Annotated in this window: 25 protein-coding genes; 12 read left to right on the forward strand and 13 right to left on the reverse strand. The window is 66.7% G+C overall.

Translation table 11 applies throughout. The features are described from left to right. The 5 genes from IPI67_01930 to IPI67_01950 form a co-directional block, all read right to left on the reverse strand. Nucleotides 1-286, reverse strand: a 286-nt coding sequence (locus IPI67_01930) for a hypothetical protein (protein MBK7578940.1), incomplete at its 3' end; no start/stop codon positions are given. Between the two features lie 193 nt (nucleotides 287-479). Further along, a complete protein-coding gene (locus IPI67_01935) occupies nucleotides 480-953 on the reverse strand; it encodes a hypothetical protein (GenBank protein MBK7578941.1) in 474 nt (157 codons plus the stop codon). Between the two features lie 228 nt (nucleotides 954-1,181). Next, nucleotides 1,182-1,757 carry a hypothetical protein gene (locus IPI67_01940; GenBank protein ID MBK7578942.1) on the reverse strand — a complete coding sequence of 192 codons (576 nt, stop codon included), beginning with the start codon at nucleotides 1,755-1,757 and terminating at the stop codon, nucleotides 1,182-1,184. Nucleotides 1,758-1,939: 182 nt separating this feature from the next. Continuing rightward, entirely contained in the window at nucleotides 1,940-2,308 is a 369-nt protein-coding gene (locus IPI67_01945; GenBank protein ID MBK7578943.1) for a hypothetical protein, read from the reverse strand. Continuing rightward, entirely contained in the window at nucleotides 2,299-3,390 is a 1,092-nt protein-coding gene (locus IPI67_01950) for a hypothetical protein (GenBank protein MBK7578944.1), read from the reverse strand. Before IPI67_01950 ends, IPI67_01945 begins: the two co-directional genes overlap by 10 nt. Before the next feature lie 247 nt (nucleotides 3,391-3,637). Between IPI67_01950 and IPI67_01955 the strand changes: the two genes are divergently transcribed. Then, the gene (locus IPI67_01955; GenBank protein MBK7578945.1) at nucleotides 3,638-3,865 is read left to right on the forward strand and encodes a helix-turn-helix transcriptional regulator; all 228 of its coding nucleotides are present in this window, start codon (nucleotides 3,638-3,640) and stop codon (nucleotides 3,863-3,865) included. A gap of 457 nt (nucleotides 3,866-4,322) precedes the next feature. Continuing rightward, nucleotides 4,323-4,736, forward strand: a complete 414-nt coding sequence (locus IPI67_01960) for a recombinase family protein (protein ID MBK7578946.1) — start codon at nucleotides 4,323-4,325, stop codon at nucleotides 4,734-4,736. 579 nt (nucleotides 4,737-5,315) lie between these two features. Here IPI67_01960 and IPI67_01965 read toward each other — a convergent pair. Continuing rightward, nucleotides 5,316-5,768: a hypothetical protein gene (locus IPI67_01965; GenBank protein MBK7578947.1), complete on the reverse strand. Its 453-nt coding sequence runs from the start codon at nucleotides 5,766-5,768 to the stop codon at nucleotides 5,316-5,318. A gap of 483 nt (nucleotides 5,769-6,251) precedes the next feature. On the opposite strand from IPI67_01965, the gene IPI67_01970 reads away from it, so the two are divergent. From IPI67_01970 to IPI67_01985, 4 genes are all read left to right on the forward strand, one after another. After that, entirely contained in the window at nucleotides 6,252-6,425 is a 174-nt protein-coding gene (locus IPI67_01970; protein MBK7578948.1) for a hypothetical protein, read from the forward strand. Between the two features lie 123 nt (nucleotides 6,426-6,548). After that, nucleotides 6,549-6,812, forward strand: a complete 264-nt coding sequence (locus IPI67_01975; protein MBK7578949.1) for an IS66 family insertion sequence element accessory protein TnpB — start codon at nucleotides 6,549-6,551, stop codon at nucleotides 6,810-6,812. 47 nt (nucleotides 6,813-6,859) lie between these two features. Further along, nucleotides 6,860-6,997 carry a hypothetical protein gene (locus tag IPI67_01980; protein ID MBK7578950.1) on the forward strand — a complete coding sequence of 46 codons (138 nt, stop codon included), beginning with the start codon at nucleotides 6,860-6,862 and terminating at the stop codon, nucleotides 6,995-6,997. Between the two features lie 106 nt (nucleotides 6,998-7,103). Continuing rightward, nucleotides 7,104-7,457, forward strand: a complete 354-nt coding sequence (locus tag IPI67_01985; protein ID MBK7578951.1) for a hypothetical protein — start codon at nucleotides 7,104-7,106, stop codon at nucleotides 7,455-7,457. A gap of 321 nt (nucleotides 7,458-7,778) precedes the next feature. On the opposite strand, the gene IPI67_01990 is transcribed toward IPI67_01985, so the two are convergent. The 4 genes from IPI67_01990 to IPI67_02005 all read right to left on the reverse strand — a co-directional run bounded on the left by IPI67_01990 (nucleotide 7,779) and on the right by IPI67_02005 (nucleotide 10,424). Continuing rightward, nucleotides 7,779-8,447 carry a ferric reductase-like transmembrane domain-containing protein gene (locus IPI67_01990; GenBank protein MBK7578952.1) on the reverse strand — a complete coding sequence of 223 codons (669 nt, stop codon included), beginning with the start codon at nucleotides 8,445-8,447 and terminating at the stop codon, nucleotides 7,779-7,781. Beyond that, the gene (locus IPI67_01995) at nucleotides 8,440-9,339 is read right to left on the reverse strand and encodes an FAD:protein FMN transferase (protein ID MBK7578953.1); all 900 of its coding nucleotides are present in this window, start codon (nucleotides 9,337-9,339) and stop codon (nucleotides 8,440-8,442) included. Before IPI67_01995 ends, IPI67_01990 begins: the two co-directional genes overlap by 8 nt. Nucleotides 9,340-9,690: 351 nt before the next feature. Next, complete coding sequence (locus IPI67_02000; protein MBK7578954.1) at nucleotides 9,691-10,074, reverse strand: hypothetical protein; 384 nt, start codon at nucleotides 10,072-10,074, stop codon at nucleotides 9,691-9,693. Nucleotides 10,075-10,148: 74 nt separating this feature from the next. Beyond that, nucleotides 10,149-10,424 (reverse strand): hypothetical protein, encoded by a 276-nt coding sequence (locus IPI67_02005; GenBank protein ID MBK7578955.1) that lies wholly within the window; start codon nucleotides 10,422-10,424, stop codon nucleotides 10,149-10,151. Nucleotides 10,425-10,596: 172 nt separating this feature from the next. On the opposite strand from IPI67_02005, the gene IPI67_02010 reads away from it, so the two are divergent. The 3 genes from IPI67_02010 to IPI67_02020 all read left to right on the forward strand — a co-directional run bounded on the left by IPI67_02010 (nucleotide 10,597) and on the right by IPI67_02020 (nucleotide 12,376). Continuing rightward, nucleotides 10,597-11,049, forward strand: coding sequence for a hypothetical protein (locus tag IPI67_02010; GenBank protein ID MBK7578956.1), 453 nt, complete (start codon nucleotides 10,597-10,599; stop codon nucleotides 11,047-11,049). An 83-nt stretch (nucleotides 11,050-11,132) separates the two neighbouring features. After that, a complete protein-coding gene (locus IPI67_02015; protein ID MBK7578957.1) occupies nucleotides 11,133-11,792 on the forward strand; it encodes a hypothetical protein in 660 nt (219 codons plus the stop codon). Nucleotides 11,793-11,980: 188 nt separating this feature from the next. Then, nucleotides 11,981-12,376, forward strand: coding sequence for a nuclear transport factor 2 family protein (locus IPI67_02020; GenBank protein MBK7578958.1), 396 nt, complete (start codon nucleotides 11,981-11,983; stop codon nucleotides 12,374-12,376). Nucleotides 12,377-12,383: 7 nt separating this feature from the next. Here the strand turns inward: IPI67_02020 and IPI67_02025 are convergent, their stop codons facing one another. Both IPI67_02025 and IPI67_02030 read right to left on the reverse strand, forming a co-directional pair. Further along, nucleotides 12,384-12,998, reverse strand: a complete 615-nt coding sequence (locus IPI67_02025; protein MBK7578959.1) for a zf-HC2 domain-containing protein — start codon at nucleotides 12,996-12,998, stop codon at nucleotides 12,384-12,386. After that, nucleotides 12,995-13,570 carry a sigma-70 family RNA polymerase sigma factor gene (locus IPI67_02030; protein MBK7578960.1) on the reverse strand — a complete coding sequence of 192 codons (576 nt, stop codon included), beginning with the start codon at nucleotides 13,568-13,570 and terminating at the stop codon, nucleotides 12,995-12,997. Before IPI67_02030 ends, IPI67_02025 begins: the two co-directional genes overlap by 4 nt. A 150-nt stretch (nucleotides 13,571-13,720) precedes the next feature. Here IPI67_02030 and IPI67_02035 point away from each other — a divergent pair, with 150 nt between their 5' ends. After that, the gene (locus IPI67_02035; protein ID MBK7578961.1) at nucleotides 13,721-14,551 is read left to right on the forward strand and encodes a hypothetical protein; all 831 of its coding nucleotides are present in this window, start codon (nucleotides 13,721-13,723) and stop codon (nucleotides 14,549-14,551) included. Nucleotides 14,552-14,596: 45 nt separating this feature from the next. Then, a complete protein-coding gene (locus IPI67_02040) occupies nucleotides 14,597-15,277 on the forward strand; it encodes a disulfide bond formation protein DsbA (GenBank protein ID MBK7578962.1) in 681 nt (226 codons plus the stop codon). Between the two features lie 10 nt (nucleotides 15,278-15,287). On the opposite strand, the gene IPI67_02045 is transcribed toward IPI67_02040, so the two are convergent. Then, a complete protein-coding gene (locus tag IPI67_02045) occupies nucleotides 15,288-16,343 on the reverse strand; it encodes an FHA domain-containing protein (protein MBK7578963.1) in 1,056 nt (351 codons plus the stop codon). Here IPI67_02045 and IPI67_02050 point away from each other — a divergent pair. Continuing rightward, nucleotides 16,303-17,682 carry a sulfatase-like hydrolase/transferase gene (locus IPI67_02050; protein MBK7578964.1) on the forward strand — a complete coding sequence of 460 codons (1,380 nt, stop codon included), beginning with the start codon at nucleotides 16,303-16,305 and terminating at the stop codon, nucleotides 17,680-17,682. The two genes, IPI67_02045 and IPI67_02050, sit on opposite strands and share 41 nt — an antisense overlap. Nucleotide 17,683 lies beyond the last annotated feature (1 nt).

The raw sequence follows: 17,683 nt of genomic DNA on the forward strand, positions 1-17,683 counted from the left end.
TCGCGAGCAGGTCGAGCAACGGGAGATGGCCCGCGTCCAACAAGGCTTCCGGGTGCAGCCGAGCAAGGCGCGCGGCGCGGTCGATGGCTTCGGTGATCGGCGCCGGGTAGAACGCCGCGAGCCGAGCTGCGCGACGCCCATCGTCGGTCACGCCGACAAGGTCAATCACCTCGTCGGCTTCGTGGTCGGGGCCGGAGTACCCGAGCAGCGCGCAAGCCTTTGCGTAGGCCGTTCTGGTCTCGGCAGCCGTTGTTTCGCTGGTTTCACGTTCCTGGCGAGAGTGCATCAGGATCCCTTTCCGGAGGTCATGCCGGTCACTTCGCCCAAACCGTGGTCGATCGACGGACGATGAGCATTCTGGACCACGATCTCGATTCGATCAAGCTTAGGATCGGATCCTCGCCTGTCGTCCGAGCAACGCCAGCGGGGGTCACTCCGTCGACCGCTCAATCGCGGGCTGCAAAACGAACCCGGAGATTTCAGTCCTCTTCGGCGCCGGCTGCGACCACATGGTCGCTCGCGTTGGACGAATCCACAGTGGCTTCCGCCGCTTCCCCACCTTCGCCGAGTTCAACTTCGCCGTCGCCGCGCTGTAGCCCGACACGCGATAGTTCGTGCAGCGCCGCCAGAAACCCGCGTTCGAGCGCGCGTTCGTGGCGGGCGAGCACCGTCAGCGATTCGCCGTGGGCGACAGCACGGACGAAGCCCAGGCCCAGCGAAATCTCCTTCCCCTCGGCGTCCACGCGCTCTTCCGAGAGCACGTCGGCCTCGATGCGCGACGCACGGCGCAAGCGCCAGGCCGTCGTCGCGAGCCTTTCGAGTAGCAACTGCTCGATCGCCCCGGTCGGCTCAACATCATCCGCCAGTGCTTGAGCAAGTCGGTTGAATTCTTCGGGGCTTTCGTCGGGCAGGACCACAGTCCTGGCGCTGAGCCCGTGTCTCACCGCGTTCATCGATGCCCGGCGCTTGCCGGACGCGGAACTCGGGCCTCGCGACGCTGACCCATTCCGCTGGCTTGCGCGCCGCTGTGCAGCAGACCTTCTCACCGTCATGTTCCGATTTTCGGGCAGAAAGCAGATCCGGTCAGGCGCGCGTGACCGCGCGAGTTTGCGGGAAAGACTCGGCCCTCGAAGCGGAGAAGCGCGCGACAATCTTGCTCGGGCGTTTCGAGTGCGAAGCGCCTACAGCTTTCGGACGGCCAGAACCATTGCGCAGCCTTTCCCCCTGACCTTCAGCGCATACGCCGATCCGCTGGCGGCCACGAAGGCCCGGCTGTCCGTGTGCTCCGATTGTGACCGTAGCAACCGTTCCCACACGGATCTGGTCTTGATCGCGTAGCCCTTCTCGTCGCGCAGGTCGAGCTTGACCGGGTCGAACCCGATTGCAAACAAGTGAAGCTCGCCGCCGAGCCAGGCGCTCAATTCCAGCGACGTGCCCTCCGGCGTGGCGACCACCGTGTCGTGTCCGAGGATCGTAAAGAGGTCTTGGCTGCTCCCGCTGGAAGCTCCGTCGAAGAGCTGCTTCACGACCATGAGCGCTTCTTGCAAAATGTTGTATCGAGCCTCTGAACACCGGCCGCTCGTGATCTCCGCTTGAAGCCTTTGGTCGCGGGCTGACTTTTCGCGTGCTTCTCGTTCGCGCTCGTCACGTTCTCTGGCCGCAAGCGCGAACTTTCTTAGCGCATTGACTACGCCGGCTTGCTGTCCATCCGCGACCACTTGCATCCCGTCGTTCGGTCCAATCTCAGACAGTTTCACGGTCAGTTCGACCCTTCCGCGAGTGTCTGTTTTCCCTTCCGCGAGCGCGCGCCCTTCTCCCATTACAGCAACGTCCACGTGCGCCGCGGGTTTCTCCTCGCAAGGCGAGGACGACCCGGGCGTTGAGTCCGCCTCGACTTCGCCCAAGTGCTCCGTGGAATCGCTGGCGGCGATGGCATTGCCTACGACAACACACTCGTCGTGAGGACGCCCAACGCAGTAATGCCGATTCCCCAGTTGCGTTTGCTCTCTGACCCGTCTGCGGTCGCGATCAAGTATGGGCCCGCGCCGAGTTCTGCGGCCGCAAACACCCAATACCAAAATGGGTCGTCCTTGAGCGTGCGCTCCGTGACCTCCGTGCGATCGACGATCTTGTGCTCCACGTTCCGGCACAGACGGCCGCGAGTGACGACGAGCACGAGCTTCGCGGAGTCTTCGGCGAACGTGCTATCGGCGACTCTGGTCGTGAAGCGCTCGCCGGGCTGTACCTCCCGCTCGCTACGAGTCCGAACCGGCACATCCACGTTCTTCTCGTTGGTCGTCATCGCCATGCACGCGGGCAAGAGCGCGAGCGCGACCGAGCCGGCAAACAACGACCGCACACGTGTGAAGAAGCATTCGGGCATCTGGCGCGCCTTTCTCGTTCTTTACTTGGCGACCTTCGCCAGTTGGTGCCGCTGTAGGTCGTCCAATAGACGGCGGCTTCGTCCACGGCCACGGAGCTGGCGCGGTCCTGACCGGTCGCCAAAGGCTTTCGCGCCTCCGGCCGACGCGCATTCCCTTCATCACCGTGCCGTTCGCGATCCCGGCCTGGCCGAAGGTCGTCCAGTAGACGAACGAGCCGTCGAGAGCGATGTCCGTCGGGTCCTTGTCCTCGCTCGCGAGCAGTGTCGTGGCGCCGCCTGCCTTGGCCGCCTTCTTGATCGCCTTTCGGACCGCTCGTCGACGCCCCCCAGTCCGTCCAGTAGAGGTTGTCCGCATCGACTGCCAGGTCTCGCGGTCCGCCGCCGTTCTCCTTGAGCACGTCGACAAAGAGGATCGGCTTCGCGGTCGGACCACCCACGAGCGGAATCCCCATGAGATAGCCGTCCCGCAGCTTCTTGAAGGGGTCCCCGCTGTTCGCCCAGAAGATTCCGCTGGCGTCGACGGCGATGCCACCCATCTCCGATGGGTTCACGGTCATCGAGCGCAGCTCTTTCGGTTGCCCGCCGGCCTTGGGCACGGCCATGATCTTCCCGCTCGCGTTGGCCCAGTAGACGTTGGCAGTGTCGAGCGCGATGCCGTTAGGCGAGAAGCCTTTCGTGGGCACAAGCTGTACCGGTGCTCCTCCCGACTTGGGCACACGAATGAGTCCGCCGAGGCCGCCTTTCGGTGCGAAGGGCGCAGCGACGTAGACATCCGTGGCGTCGACGGCGAGGTGTTGAGGATCGAGGAAGCCCGTCGCGAGTGCTGAGGTCGAACCGGACGCCTTGTCGAGCTTCATGACCTCTTTCTTCGTCAGCCAGTACACCGATGTCGCGTCGAGGGCGATCGCATGCGGATCCCTTTGGCCCGACGCCAGCGTCACGGGATCCTTCGCCGCGGCGAGGTTCGATGCCGTCGGTTCCGTCGCGTTGGGCGGCGGGTCGGGCATCTGCGACGCCGAGGGCGTCGGGGTCGCTGGTGGGGGCGGTGGCGGCGGACCGCTCGCTTCCGACGCGGGCCGACACGAGGCCGAGAAAGCGAAGATCAGCAGAACAAGCAGGAGCGAACGCATCGCAGAGCCTCCCCGTGCATCATAGCCCCATCAAGATGGGATTTTACAAGGATCCACTTCGACGCAGACGGAAGGCGTGCGGCGCCGCGATCCCGACCGAGTCGTTCGAGACGTTGGCCGGCGCGTGGCGGAGCTGCGGACGGCCCGAGGGCTTACGCAGGCCGAGTTCAGCGAGCAAATCGGGATCACGACGAAGCATTTGCAGAAGATCGAACTGGGCGAGCTGAACATGACAATCCGCTCCCTCACGAGGCTCGCCGACCACCTCGACGTTGGCATAGGCGCCTTGTTCGACGCACCTCGGAGCCGGCACGTGCGACGAGGCCGCCCGCCGCGGGACCAGGCACCATAGATGGGCGTGAAGCTCTCGCCGAATGCGAGATCTTGGCGTGAGGGATGACCGCGCAAAGTAGCGGGCCATCGAAGGGTATGTAACCGCTACTGCTAGCGGACACACCACCGGTATGCTGTCACTTAGGCTGTTTCCAGTGTTGCGATTACACCTATGCCCCGCCCTCGCCGTGTTGACCGTAGGACCGTCGCCTCCTCCACGTTGACGCTCAGGCTCGCCGGAGCCCGAAAGGTTGCGCCGCGATCAGCTCGTAGCGGCCCGGACGGCGGAGCTGGCCGGCGAGGGGTCGGGGAAATGACGGTTGCCGCCGTCCTCCGGTGGCTGATTCGCAAAAAGCCCAAGCCAGGGGCATTGGGATTCCGCGTTCGGCAAAGACTCCGGCGGCGAAGCGACGCCGCAAGTAGTCCTCCATCTTCTGGGCTTGCGCGCAGACAGTTACTGTATTACAGTTACTGTCATGGAAGATCCGCGGGCGATTGGGTATGCGAGGGTTAGCGGTGTTTCGCAGGTGACCGACGGCGACGGACTCGGGGTCCAGAGGGAAAAGATCGCTGCCTGGTGTAGCTATCAGGGCGTGCCTCTCCTGGCGATTGAGGAAGATGCCGCAGTCTCCGGGACAGCGACCAATCGGCCTGCATTGCGCAGGGCGCTCCGTGCCGCCATTCAGGGTGGCCAAGGCACCGTGCTGGTCACCTACAAGCTCGATCGCCTCGGGCGAAACGCCATCGACGTACAGGAAACCCTTGCAGTGCTCGTCGATGCTGGAGTCCGGGTCGTGTCCCTGGCCGATGGGATCGACAGCGCGTCCGGCATGGGGGCGGCGCTCTTTGAAGTTGCTGACCTCGATCCTCGCCACCTTCGCCGAGCTTGAGAAGGAGACGATTCGCACCAGGCTGCTCGACGGCCGGCGGCGAGCAGATTCAGCGGATCGCGTCTACGCGAGTGAGCCTCGCTACGGCCGCCGCTTGCGGTCCGGCGACTCCAAGGAACTGGTGGCAGCACCGGGAGAGATTGCAGCCGTGGCGCGCGCCCGAGCACTTCGATCCCAAGGGCTCTCCCTCCGAGCCATCGCCGGGCGTCTAACCGACGAGGGACACCGGCCCCGTCGGGCCGCATCGTGGTCTCCGGTCGTGGTGTCGAGGATGCTGAACGGCAGGCGCCCCGACCGAAGGTCAACCACGTCCGCACGCATCGCGCGGGCTCGGGCGGAACTGCTCGACGTGGCTACACCACTCGCGAAGTAAGCGGGTGCCACACTGCCCACCGGCGCCGCAGCCCCACAGATGTCCATTCCGGGCTCCCAGCTCGCATCAGGAAAGCCTTTCGCACACAGGTCGACATCTTGGGCCGGCTTGCCCGCCAAAGTCTCAGCGGGACGAACAGGTGCGCGACCAGCGCGACCAGCCGCGTGGCTGCCGACCCGCGTCGTCCTCTGGGCTATCTGGGGCCGCTAGCCCCAAGCAACCGGCAGCCGTCGCCCATGGAGGGACTGGACCACAACGGCGAGCGCCGCGGGACTTCCGGACCACGGGGCATCCTCGGTGGCGCCCTTGTGCATGTACCTGGCGATCCGCATCGTGTGCCCCGGAGCAATGTCGGGGGCCTGCCAGTGGATCGAGAACCGACCGCGCCCGTCCGTGGCCTTCGTGAAGGCCTTCTGCACCTCGTGCTCCCACATGTCGAGGTCGTCGTCGTCCACGTCGACCACGAGGTGGGCGTGCGCGTCCCAGAAACGATTCTGAAGGAGCTTGAACTCGATCGCGCCAGCTCCAGCCCGTACCGTCTTGAAAGCCCACGTGCGCCGCGCCCGCGAGATACCGGCGCGCAGCGGGTCCAGCGCTGCGCCGAGATCCTTGAAACCTCGGCTCTTGACGGAGAACTGGACGAGCAGGGGATCACGCATGGCTCGGATTTTGGCCGCCGTGCGTCGCGCGAGGCGCTCCCTTTCCCTCGACGCGCAGCAGGGGCAGTAGCGGCTCTTGCATGCGATTCGGCGGCCGGGTGGGAGGAGCGAACCGCACTTCCGGATCCTGGCTGCGATCATGACCTCGCCCGCCTTCTCCAGAGCGACGGCTCGAATCTCTTGGGGATCTGTCGGCTGCATGCACCTTGGGCCGTTTGCGCGGATCTTTCTTGGGACCCCCCTCTGTCCCGAGCTACCAGCCGTGAGGGGCGACGTAGCGCACCGGGCCAGCGACCACGTGGTCGCTCGGTCGGGAGGACCCGCGACGGCGGCAACGCGAAGTTTCACGCGGCAATGCGCACCGCCACCGGCAGGCGCAGGGCCGTATACATCGGGTGAATCGCCCCCGCGCAACCCGGAAGGCCCTGAATTCAGGGCCTTTTGCTTTTGTAGCTCGATTTGAACTTCGACCTCCGAGCCGGGATGAACCGCGACGCGAGCGTGAACGGCGAGAGCACCACGATGCAGCGCGCCGCGATCGACGACGGGATCGCCGAGCTCGATGGGGGGCTTGGTCAAGAGATGACCGTCGAGGATCTGATGGCCGAAGTCCGCGGCGAGGTCGGGCTGGTCGCTGGTGCCGCTCCGTCGTCGTAGGCCCCCCTGCCGCGTCAGCGCGCCAAGCTCACTCATCGTCGTGTTGAGGTCGGCTTCCTCCAACACGTCATCATGATCGAGCTTTTCATCCCGCCATCTGCGCGACGGCTGGTTCTCTACCCGGTGCCTATCAACGTCCGCTGGGGCGTCGACCGTCTCCGCGTCGCCTGTGAACGCGACCTCGGGCTGATGCTGGATCCAGCGACGGCCGTGATCTTTCATAATCGAAAGAAGGACACGCTCGTGCTCTACACCCTCGATCACACCGGCGATCGCTGCATCGCGAAGAAACTGGAGCGAGGCGCTTTTCTCCTTCCCGTTCCGGCTGAGGGTCAGAAGTACGTGGTGCTCGAGGCCTCGAAGGTCGCGAGTCTGATTCGCGCATGAGCACGCCGGTTGGGCCCATCCGATCCTGAGCGGGTATGGTTGCGTGGATGGCCGCCGCTCACGTGTCCGACAGCATCGAGCAGAGCCGCGCCGAAGAGCTCGTGCTCGAGGCGCTCGGGAAGACTCGGAGTCGAGCTACTGCCCCGCACGCTGCAGCTACCGGACGGCTCATGCGTCGAGATTGACGGCGGCGCGGACGGCCCTCCGCCGATTCTCGCGGAGGTCTACGCCCACCGGGGTCGGCTGAAGGGCAGCCAGTCGGACAAGCTGCTTGCCGACGCACTCGAGCTGGTGGCCACGCGCAGGCTCGCGTTGCCGTGCGGCCATTGCCTGCCTCTTCTCGTCCTAGGCTGCACACGATGGTGGCCGTTCCAGCGCGAATCGGGCATCCTTCCCATCATGCGCGCGCACGCGATCGATCCCTCGCCAATCCCGAGCGCCCCGTTCGACGACCTCGATCTCGACCGCCCCGCGGACGAAGAGGAGTGGGATCGCCGCGTGATGGCGCTCGCCACCGCGCGCATCGCAGCCGAACGCGTCCGCCTCGAGCGGCTCGGCATCATCGACGCGAACGGCGATCTCGTTTCCCGCGATCTCCCGCCAGACATGCTCCCCGACTCCGACACGACGCTCGAAACCGGCTGATCTCCGATGCCGCACCCACGCATGATCGTGGTCGCCGGCCCTCCCGGCAGCGGCCCTTGCGTTTTCGGCGTCTTCACACCCGACATGCATCCCCAAGGACCTTGTTCGCGATCACGATCCCGGTGCGCCGAGACCCATCGATCGGAGAGGGTCGACATCGACTTTCCCCGCGGCGCAGCAAGCAGTCGATCCGGCTTCATGCACGCAGCATGGACCCCATGCTCGGGTAAAAGGTCAAGGTCCGCCGGGCTCGAGCGTGGGTCGTAGGCGTTTCGGAAGACGATTGCGGCAAGGCGATGCTGACGTCTCGGAATTCCCAGATCACGTCGTACCTCCGGGACGACGCGCACCCACACGCGCGCCGCGGTGTCTCAATGCGCGATACGCGCCGAGAGCGACGACCGTGGTCGCCGAAGAGACGTAGATTGCGTGCATGCCCGCCGTGTTGCTGTCACTCCCAGCGAGCAGCCCGTGCAGCAGCGCGGCAACAAACACGAAGAAGGACGTGTAGTGGAGCCTCCGCCAAGCCTTCGCACCGATGCGTTTTCGCCACGAGAAACTCGCGTGAACCAGGAGCGCGCCGTACGCCGCCAGCACTCCCAACGCGACGGCGAACGAGCGGTACGCGGACACGAAGGGCACGAGCAGATCGAGCATGTCGAACCGAACGAAGCGATCCCCGATCAGCGCGAGCGCGTGCACCGAGACCATCGTCAGCGCTGCGGTCGAAAGCCAGCGGTGGGCGTCCACGCTTTGTCCTCGAGTGACGAAACGGTCCACCGCGCCCGTGGAGACGAACAGCCCGAAGACCACGTCGAGCGTCAGCGCGATGAACGCCGTGACTCCCGCGGCCCGCGACGTGATCCAGAGGGAGGTCCCGGCCAGCTTCGGGATCGCGCCCGTCGCGACGCCCATACGGACCGCGACCGCGTCGACCACGAGCAAAAGCGCGCCGCCGAGCGCAACGCCGAGCACAATGCGCTTACGCACGGGCGACCTCGCGGACATCGAGCTCGCCGATGAAGAGCGTGCGGCCGCTCTTCGGAACCAGGACGGCGCCCGTGCAGTCCTCTCGCCCCTGGAGAAAGTGGCGACCCGCTCGTGCGCCCAGCAGGAAGGCCGTCTTCGCGAGCACGTCCGCCAGCTCCGCGGTCGCAGCAACGACGGTCGCCTGCAGCAGATCGTTTGCCGACGAACTCTGCGTTCGCGGATCGATCAAGTGGTGAGCAACCCCGGATCCGACTCGCCACCGTCGACGGTTCGCCGCGCTCGTGGCGACGGCGGCATCGGAAACGGCCAGCGTGGCGAGCGTGCGGGCTGGATCTACCGGATCTTCGAGGTCCACCCGCCACCCGTCGCCGGTGGCTCCCGAGCCACGCAAGACCACATCGCCACCGGCATCGATGGCGCCCGAGCGACCCAGATGAAGCGCAGCGAGATCCAGGGTGGACCCCTTCGCCATGCCGCCCAGATCGAGCTGCACGTGACGAGGGCGCCAGACGGTGCGGGTGTCCTGTTCGAGCACGACGTCCGCGAACAGGCCTCGACGCGGCGGAGTATTCGCGCACTCTCGGTCGAGCGCTCCCGGCGTGAAAGACCGATCATAACCCAGGGCGCGGAGGGTTGCGCAGATCGCTGGATCGAAGAGCCCGTCGGTCATCTCCACGTAGGCGCGTGCCCGTTCGAGCATCTCGAAGAGCTCCCCAGAGGCGACGAAGGGACCCTCGGCCCGGTTCAGTGCCGACAGCTCGCTGCCGTCGCTGAATCTGCTGAAGCGCCTGTCCGCGGCGGCGAAGGTGGCAGCAACCTGCGCGGCCGTCACCTCTTCGTCGTCGCAAGCGCTCACCAGGACATCGGTGTTCATCGCCCGGAACGTGAACATCACGAGCTCCTGGTCCGAACGCGACCCGGGCGCGACGGTGAGACGCGCACCGGGCGCGTGACCGCGCGCGCGTCCGCCAACGACACCGCGCCGCGTTCGGCGATGTGCCAGCCGACCGGAACCTGCACGGCAGGCCTCGCCGCGGGCAAAAGGTCCTGGTACCACATCGCAACTTGCCGCTGGACGGTCGGAGCCGGCCCCGGCGCGACACGAGAACGCTCGGCAGCGCGTGTGGGTACGCGGGCGCCGAACGCCCACCATGCCAGGACGTAGACGCTCGCGAGGCAAGCGATCAGGTAGAGCCTCAGGTTCGGCGCTCCCGTCGACCGCTTGGGGGACAAGGGCCGCCGCTCAGTCCTCGTCGTCACGTTCGTCCTCGTCCCGGTGATCCCGATGGTGCCTTCGCTCGCCAACGTCGTCGCTGTCGTGCTCGTGCGGCTCGGCGGTCGCTGCGATGAATGCCTCCGATCCCGCCTGGGCCAGCGTGGTCTGCGGCGGCTCGCGCTGCGAGTCCGGGGCGATGGGAACGAACACGACGCCCGCCGCCGGCCGGGGAGTGGGCGCGGCTTCCGCAGTTTCTGCCGTCGTGGCCGGCTCGGTCTGGGCCAGTACGGCTGCGCGGTTCGGCACGAAGTAGCCCCCGAGCGCGGCCGCGGTGACCCCGATCGCCAGCGTGACGGCGGCCGTTGCAACTACCGTCACTGTGGTCCGACCACCTATTTGCTCTTCAGACATGTCGATCTCCTTTCGAGGTTTGGGCCGAATCCGACCCGCGTGTCTTCAACGTTCCACTTGTCGAACTGACGCGTTCACAGGTGTGAGGTCCTCGCGGTTTCAGCGGTTTGGCGGCCGCTCATCCGCCGGATGACGGAGCCGTCGGCATGCCTGTGACCCGAGAGCTGACCGGTGCGGCTGCGCCTGGAGCCGGAACTGCGGGCGCCGAGTGCACCCACAGGGAGCACTACGACGAGCACGCCAGCGAGCGGCATCAGGATGCCCGATGCCACCGGGACGTGAACCAGGTTGGGGTGAAAAAACAGCGCGTCCATCTTGGAACCGTCTTGCACGATCGCCGGTCCGAACATGGCAGCGCAGGCGGGCGAGAACCATCCGCTGTGCGTGATATGCTAGGAGTTCGACCGGTTGGAACGCCGAGAGCTCACATCCGAAGGACGACTCCTGGGCGCCGCGCTCGCGGCCTTCTTGGTGATCGCGCTCGTCGCGGCCATCGACCTCCTTTCAGACTTGGGCGACGGCATGACGATCGGTCACGTTGTTGCCGAAGGCGCAGTGTTCGGCGTCGGGTTGGGCGGCGCCATTTTCATGGCGCGCCACCTCCTGGGTGTCGTCCGAAACGAGCGCGCTGCCCGAGAAGACGCGCTCGCCCTGGCTAGGCGACTCGAGCTCACTGAAGCGGAGGCCACCCGGTGGCGGGACGAAGCACGCGCGTTGCTCGACGGACTTGGCGCCGCGCTCGACCGCCAGTTCGAACGTTGGGCGCTGTCGCCGGCCGAGAAGGAGGTGGCGCTGCTGCTCCTGAAAGGGCTCAGCCACAAGGAGGTCGCGGACGTCCGCTCGATCACCGACGCGACGGCAAGGCAGCAAGCGCGCGCCGTCTACAAGAAAGCCGGTCTCTCGGGCCGGAACGATCTCGCCGCCTTCTTTCTCGAGGATCTCCTGCTTCCCCGCACAATCGAGCCTCGGGACTGATGCGTGGTCGTCCGCTCAGACCCGCCCGACGGTGACCGGGCAACCTGCCATCGTGCAGGCTCGGTCCTGCGCTTTGCGACCGCGTGATCCGCGAGGCGCCGGGGATCACGCTGGACGTCCGCCTGCCTCACCGCGCCGACTTCTTCGGTCGGCTCGAGGCCGGCAGGGCGGACGTCGTGATCCACGCCTGCCTCGAGCCGCCGGCGGGCCTCTGCGGTCTCGGGCTCGTGCGCGACCGCTTCGCCTGCGCCGTGCGGAAGGGACATCCCGACGCGCCCAAGAAGAAGAGGATGTCGCTCGAGACCTACGCCGCACTTCCACACTGCCTGATCGCCGTCAGCGACGAGGCGCAGGTCGGCTCCGTCGATCTGGCGCTCGAGGAGCACGGGCTGCGCCGCCACGTTGCCTGCCGCGTACGCTCCTTCCTCGCCGCGCCGATGATCGTGGCGCAGTCCGATGCGATCCTCACTGGCCCCGCGCGGCTCCTGCGCTGGTTTGCCGAGCGCTACCCGCTCGAGGTGTTCGATGCGCCGGTCTCGGTGCACGACTTCGAGTACATCGCACTGTGGCACGAGCGCTTCGAGCGCGAGCCCGCGCACGCTTGGCTCCGCGGCGTGCTCGTGGCCGCCGCCAAGCCCCACCGACCCGACACTCGGGACCGCGACTGGCGCGAGCTCTGGGGCCACGCCGAGTCTCCGCGCCGACGCAAGATCCAGCGAGGCACAGTCGGCCCTGTCATCTGACGGTGTCTGTAATGCACGCTTCCCTCGGCCCTCGAGCCGGACACTCCGTCGTTTGGGTGATCGGGTCGGCGCGGCGAGGGGGCTTGCGAAAGAAAGTGAAGGGCGCCTGTAACGATCGGTCGGCCGCTCGCACATCCCTCCAACACCCGGCGCACGACGCGCCCGGCAAGCCAACAATGGAGATGAGCATGAGCAACCACGAGAACCTGGACACCGTGAAGCGCCTGTACGCTGCGTTCGGAACGGGGGACCTTTCGAGCCTTCTCGGTACACTCGACACCGCCATCGAATGGGCGGTGCCCGGAGCCGCGCCCTGGTCGGGTGAGGGGAGCGGGCACGAGCACGTCCAGCGCTTCTTCCAGGCGTTTGGCACGAACGCCTCGCTGAAGACCTTCGAGCCTCGGACCTTCGTCACCGACGGCGACCAGGTCGTGGTGATGGGCTACGAGGAGGGCACGGCGCGCAACACCGGTCGCGACTGGAAGGCCCACTTCACCCACGTCTTCACGATCGGAGGCGGCAAGATCACCGCCCATCGCGAGTACGTGGACACCCAGGCCATCGCCGACGCGTTCCGCGCCTGAGCCCGGATCAACGACCGGCGCGTCGCTCTCGCTCGGCGTCGTCGAGCGAATCCCACGGGCGGTGGTGGTAGTAGTAGGGCCCCGCCTCGTGAGAACCGCCCGGCCCGCGCGCGGTAAGGCGGATCTCGATCTCGAGCGGCGGGAAACTGCGGTTCATGGCGCCGGGTGCGATCAGCACGAGATCGCCGGTCCGCTGGTCGACGGGCGCGTCGGTGAGCTCCATCTGGATGACCTGATCGGTGGCCAGGACCGTGCCGTGGAAGTGCACGTCGACCGACGTGACGCCTTCGAGTCCGCCGTAGCGGGTGACCAGCAATGCGTCCGTGGGGCCTGCCGTGCAGTGTACGTGCTCGTTTGGATCGGTGCGGTACTCGCGCACGACGATGCTCTGGGCGCGCGCGCGCTCGACCATCGCCATCGTGGTGCTTGCCATGAGCTGGCCGCCATGAACCACGTCGCGAAGGCCCTGGTCGAGTCGCAACACGATCTCGAGCTGTAGGGTGCAGTGCGCGCACGAAAAGTAGTGGGCCTCGACGCGCTCGGCTTCGTCCTCCAGCAGCTCACGCGCGTGGTAGGCGATCAGCACATCGAAGGGGATCGGGGTTTGACACGGGAGGGTCATCGGAGCACCTCCTCGGCGCCCAGCGCCATGCAGCTCCGCAGGCGCGCGAGCGCGCGGTGGCGCGTGACCCGCACGTTGCCTGCCTGCATCCCGAGCGCGAGCCCGACCTCGTCGGCGCTCTCTTCGTGGAAGAAGGTCAAGGAGACGACCGTGCGCTCGCGCTCGGCGAGGCCTTTCAGGCACTCGGCAAGCCTCGCGAGCTCCAGCGGGTCGGGGCGTGTTTCGGCGAGCGGGCAAGGCAGCTCCGCATCGAGCTCGACGGGCTGCTCCTTCGGGCGCGACATCTCACGCGTCACCATGCGCGCCGTCCCGAGGACAAAGGAGTCGATGCGATCGGGCTCGCGGACCTGACCGCTGCGCAGCTTCGAGAGCACGACGAGCATCACTCGCTGCACCAGATCGTCCACGGCGCTCTTGTCGCGCAAGCGACTCCGCCCGTAGAGCCGCACCCGGCGCCCGAAGCGCCGGCACAGCTCCGCCTCCGCGGGCGCGCTTCCCAGAGCGCCGGCGCCGATGACAGCGCTCGCGAGCTCCGCGTCGCTTGCCAGCGCCATCGCGAGGTGGACGGCCATCGATTGGCACTCTAGTACGTGAGCTCGCGTGACCGCCACAGCGGCGGCGAGTCCCGGCAACCCCTCGCGCCCGAGGCGCGCCCGAGGTCGTCCGGGCGCGCTCGGGCGCGTCGGTGACAAGCCATGGCACTTTCGTCGTATCGTCTGCCCATGAAGCTTCAAACGAAGGCGCTCGTCGTCGTCATCGCGACGCTCGGAGTCCAGCTCCGCGTGGGCACCGCTCGCGCCGACGCCGTGCCGCCGCCACCGGCCAGCTGTCCCAAGGGGCAGGTCGGCATCACCGATCACGGCGGCCCCAGATGCGTGCCGGAGGCGCCCAAGAACTGCGCACCCGGCTATCGCGGCGAGCTGGGCGGGCGCTGTGTGCTCGCGACCTGTTCTTCGGACAACCACTGTGAGGGCGGACGACTTTGCTTTCAGATCGACACCTGTCAGGAGTTTCGCGAGCTACATTGGACGGGTTGGGGCTGGAGCGCACAGCGGCCCGCCTCGCGTGATTCCTTCCTCGCCGGACCTCCGCGGCCGCAGCCCAGCGGCCCGCCCGAGAAGGCTTGGGTCAATCTCCACATCTGCGGCCAAGACGGTCCCTGCAACGCTCCAGCCGAATGCCGTCCCACAGGGTTGTGTTATCCGCCCGGCTCGGTCGGCAAGACCAAGGCCAAGGTCGTCGACGGGACCGCGCCCGAAACTCCGGCAACATCGGGCAGCGCGGGGGCGGGAGGCACGCCCACCAACGAGACGCCTCCAGACGCACCTGCCGGCACGAGCGGCGCCGAGGCCACGCCTGACCCCTCCGCTCCGCGAACCCGACCTGACACGTCTAGCAACGACAGCGCTGGTTGCCGCAGGGGTTGTTCGATGGCGGCGACGCGATCTCCCGTGGGATGGCTCGGGCTGGCTGTCTTGGCCTTCCTCGGGTCGTTGCGGCGCGGGCGGCGCGTTGCGAGGCGTTCGCGACGACGCCCGACATCGCAGACGTAGAGGCGGCCCTCACCCGACGCGCTCGGATCGTTTTATGCTGGGCGCATGGAAGCAATCCGGGTCACTCACTTCAGCGACGTGCTCTGCATCTGGGCCTACGTGGCGCAAAGCCGCGTCGACGAGCTCCGCTCGTCGCTCGGCAACACGGTGGCCATCGACGTCCGATTCTGCTCCGTGTTCGGCGACGCACGCGACAAGCTCGCGAAACGCTGGGCGGACCGCGGCGGCTTCTCGGGCTACGGAGCTCACGTGCGCGATGTGACCGACGGCTACCCGCACGTGAGCGTGCATCCCGACATCTGGCGCAAGTTGCAGCCGGCCTCGTCGCTGGCGTGTCACCTCTTCTTGTGTGCCGTGCGACGGCTCGCCGCCGACGGCAAGCTAGAGGGCGGCGAGGAGCAGTTCAACCGTGTGTGCTGGACGCTGCGCGAGGCCTTCTTTCGTGATCTCCGGAACATCAGCACCCGCCGCGTGCAGCTCGAGATCGCCGAAGAGCTGCGCATCCCCAGCGAGCCGCTGCTGGCGTATCTCGACGACGGCGTCGCCCACGCGGAGCTGGCGGGGGACTATGACCTTGCGCGGGAGCACAATGTGACCGTCAGCCCGACCTTGATCCTGAACGACGGCCGCCAGCGGCTGAACGGCAACGTGAGCTTCCGGGTCATCGAGGCCAACGTGCGCGAGTTGCTGCTGCAGAAAGAGTCCGAGCAAGCCTCGGCTTGCTGAGCTAGCGAGCTCAGCGCATGGACACGAAGGCTCGCCACTGCTCGACCCGCTCCAGCGTGCCCGCCGCCGCCTGATCGACCGGCGGCGTCCTCAGGCGGAGTACGTACGCGTCCAGCAGCTGCCCGGACACACCAACCTGGCGCACGACCGGCTCGAGCAGATCGAGCTCGGTGACGTGCAGCGGCAGTGGCAGGCGAGTGGCAAGCTCGACCACGTAGTCGACCCAGCGAACGGAGACGAGCGCTCGGGCGAGTCGAGCAGCCTGACGAAGCGCCGCATGGTCTCCACCGAGCTCGCGCGGAGCGCCGGTCTTCACTGCCAGGAGCACCTGCGACAACCACCCTTCGAGGACGCGCTCCGCGAGCGGGAGCTGCCCCTGTTCGAAGAACGGGTCCGCCGTCGCCTGCAGAACCTCGTGGGCCTGCGCAGGGATGGTCTGCAGATGCTGGGGTCCATGTTGGCTGGCCCCCGTTGGGGGCGCCGACGACCGGCTGACCCGGTACGGCGCCATGGGCGCCGGCGGAACGGCAGGGGCCGCCAGCTCCGATACCCGCAGCGCTTCGATGTTGAACTCGAGCGCCACCTCCCCGATCACGACGAAGTCAGCGTCAGTGAGGGCGCGGCGCTCCGCGATGCGCGCGCCGTTCAGGAACGTGCCGTTTGGCGTCGTGAGATCCTCGATACTGGCGCCGCCTTCTTCCACGACCAAACGAGCATGCTGGCGCGACACGAGGCCACTACCAAGCACGACGGTACACTCGGGGCCACGTCCGATCAGGTAGATCCCCGGCGGAAGCTCGATCAATCCGGTAGGAGTGTCCAGTCGGACTCGCACTCTCGTCATGAGCAAGATGATCGCTGCGGTCCCGCGACCCCGACCACCGCAAGGTTCTACCAGAGCCGGCATCCGCTGAGAAATCTGGGGGAGAAACGGCGCTCCGCCTTGAAATTTGCGCTGCGCGCGCGCCCTGGAGCCGACGCCTTCGCGCAACCGCTCGTGTCGAGCTAACCTCCCCGCCGTCGTGATGAAGTCGAGGAAGACACTGCTCGGCGGCGCGCTGGTCATCGGCGCGGCGGCGGCGCTCGGCAGTTTCTCTTACGAGCGGCTGACCGGCGCCAGACCAAGCGCCGCCCCGAGCGCCAGCGCTCGCGCCCCAAGCGTACCGAGCGAGGTGCCCAGACCGGAAGCCAGCGTGGTGCCGGCCAAACCGGAGCCACAGCGACCGTACAACGTGCTGTTCCTGATGGTCGACAGCCTGCGCGCGGACATGCCGTGGGCCGGCTATCCGAGAGACGTTGCGCCCTGGCTGACGAAGTTCGCGGAGCGGGCCACGCTCTATCCGCGTGCGTATTCGATTTCGAGCTACACCGCGAAGAGTGTGGCCCCGACCCTCGCCGGCAGATACCCGAGTGAGATGAAGCGAGACGGGTGGTTCTTCACCCATTGGTTCAACGAGAAGACCTTCATCAGCGAGCGGGCGCGCTCGAGCGGGATCCGCACGCTGGCAGGCAACGGCCACGGCTACTTCACGCCCGTGTACGGGCTGAACCAGGGCTGGGACGACTATCGGCTGCTCGAAGGCACGGCCATCGATTTCAAGCTCGTCGCGGACATCAACAGTGATCGCCTGAACGCTTTGGCGAAGAAGATGCTCTCCGATCCCGCAAACGTGGATCCAGCGGGGAAGCGGCCGTTTTTTGCCTATTTCCACTTCCTGGATCCGCACTTTCAGTACAACAAACACCCCACTTCGCCGGACTTCGGCGACAAGGCGCGGGACCTCTACGACAACGAAGTCCATTTCACCGATCGCTGGGTGGGCAACCTGATCGACTGGGCATTGGAACAACCCTGGGGCAAACGCCTGGCCATCATCATCACCGCCGACCACGGCGAGGGGTTTGGCGAGCACGGGCACTACCGGCACGCCTATGAGGTGTGGGAGACCCTGGTCCGTGTGCCGCTCTTCATCTACGTGCCCGGAGCGCCGGCGCAGAAACTGAAGACCCCTCGCGGCGCGATCGATCTGGCTCCGACGTTCGCGGACCTCCTGGGCATCCCGCAAGATGAAGGGTATCGCGGGGAGAGCCTCGTACCCGAAGTCTTCGGTGCCCCGCCGACCCCAAGACCCATCCTCGTGGATCTGCCGCGCTGTGATCTGATGGACCGGCGTCGAGCCTTGATCGACGGCGACTACAAACTCCTGGTTCGCGGCGACGACTGGAACTTCAGTTTGTACAACGTGGGCAAGGACTTCGAAGAGGCGAACGAGCTGTCCAAGGTCGAGCCGGAAAAATTCGCGGCGATGAAGGCACTCTACACGAAGCTCGCGACGGCAGTCGGCAATCGGCCGGTGGTGGGCGACGCGCCCCTGCTCAACGCCCCGCCCAACCAGCGGTATTGAG

This window comes from Myxococcales bacterium (genome assembly GCA_016706225.1).
Classification (GTDB): Bacteria; Myxococcota_A; Polyangia; order Polyangiales; family Polyangiaceae; genus JADJKB01.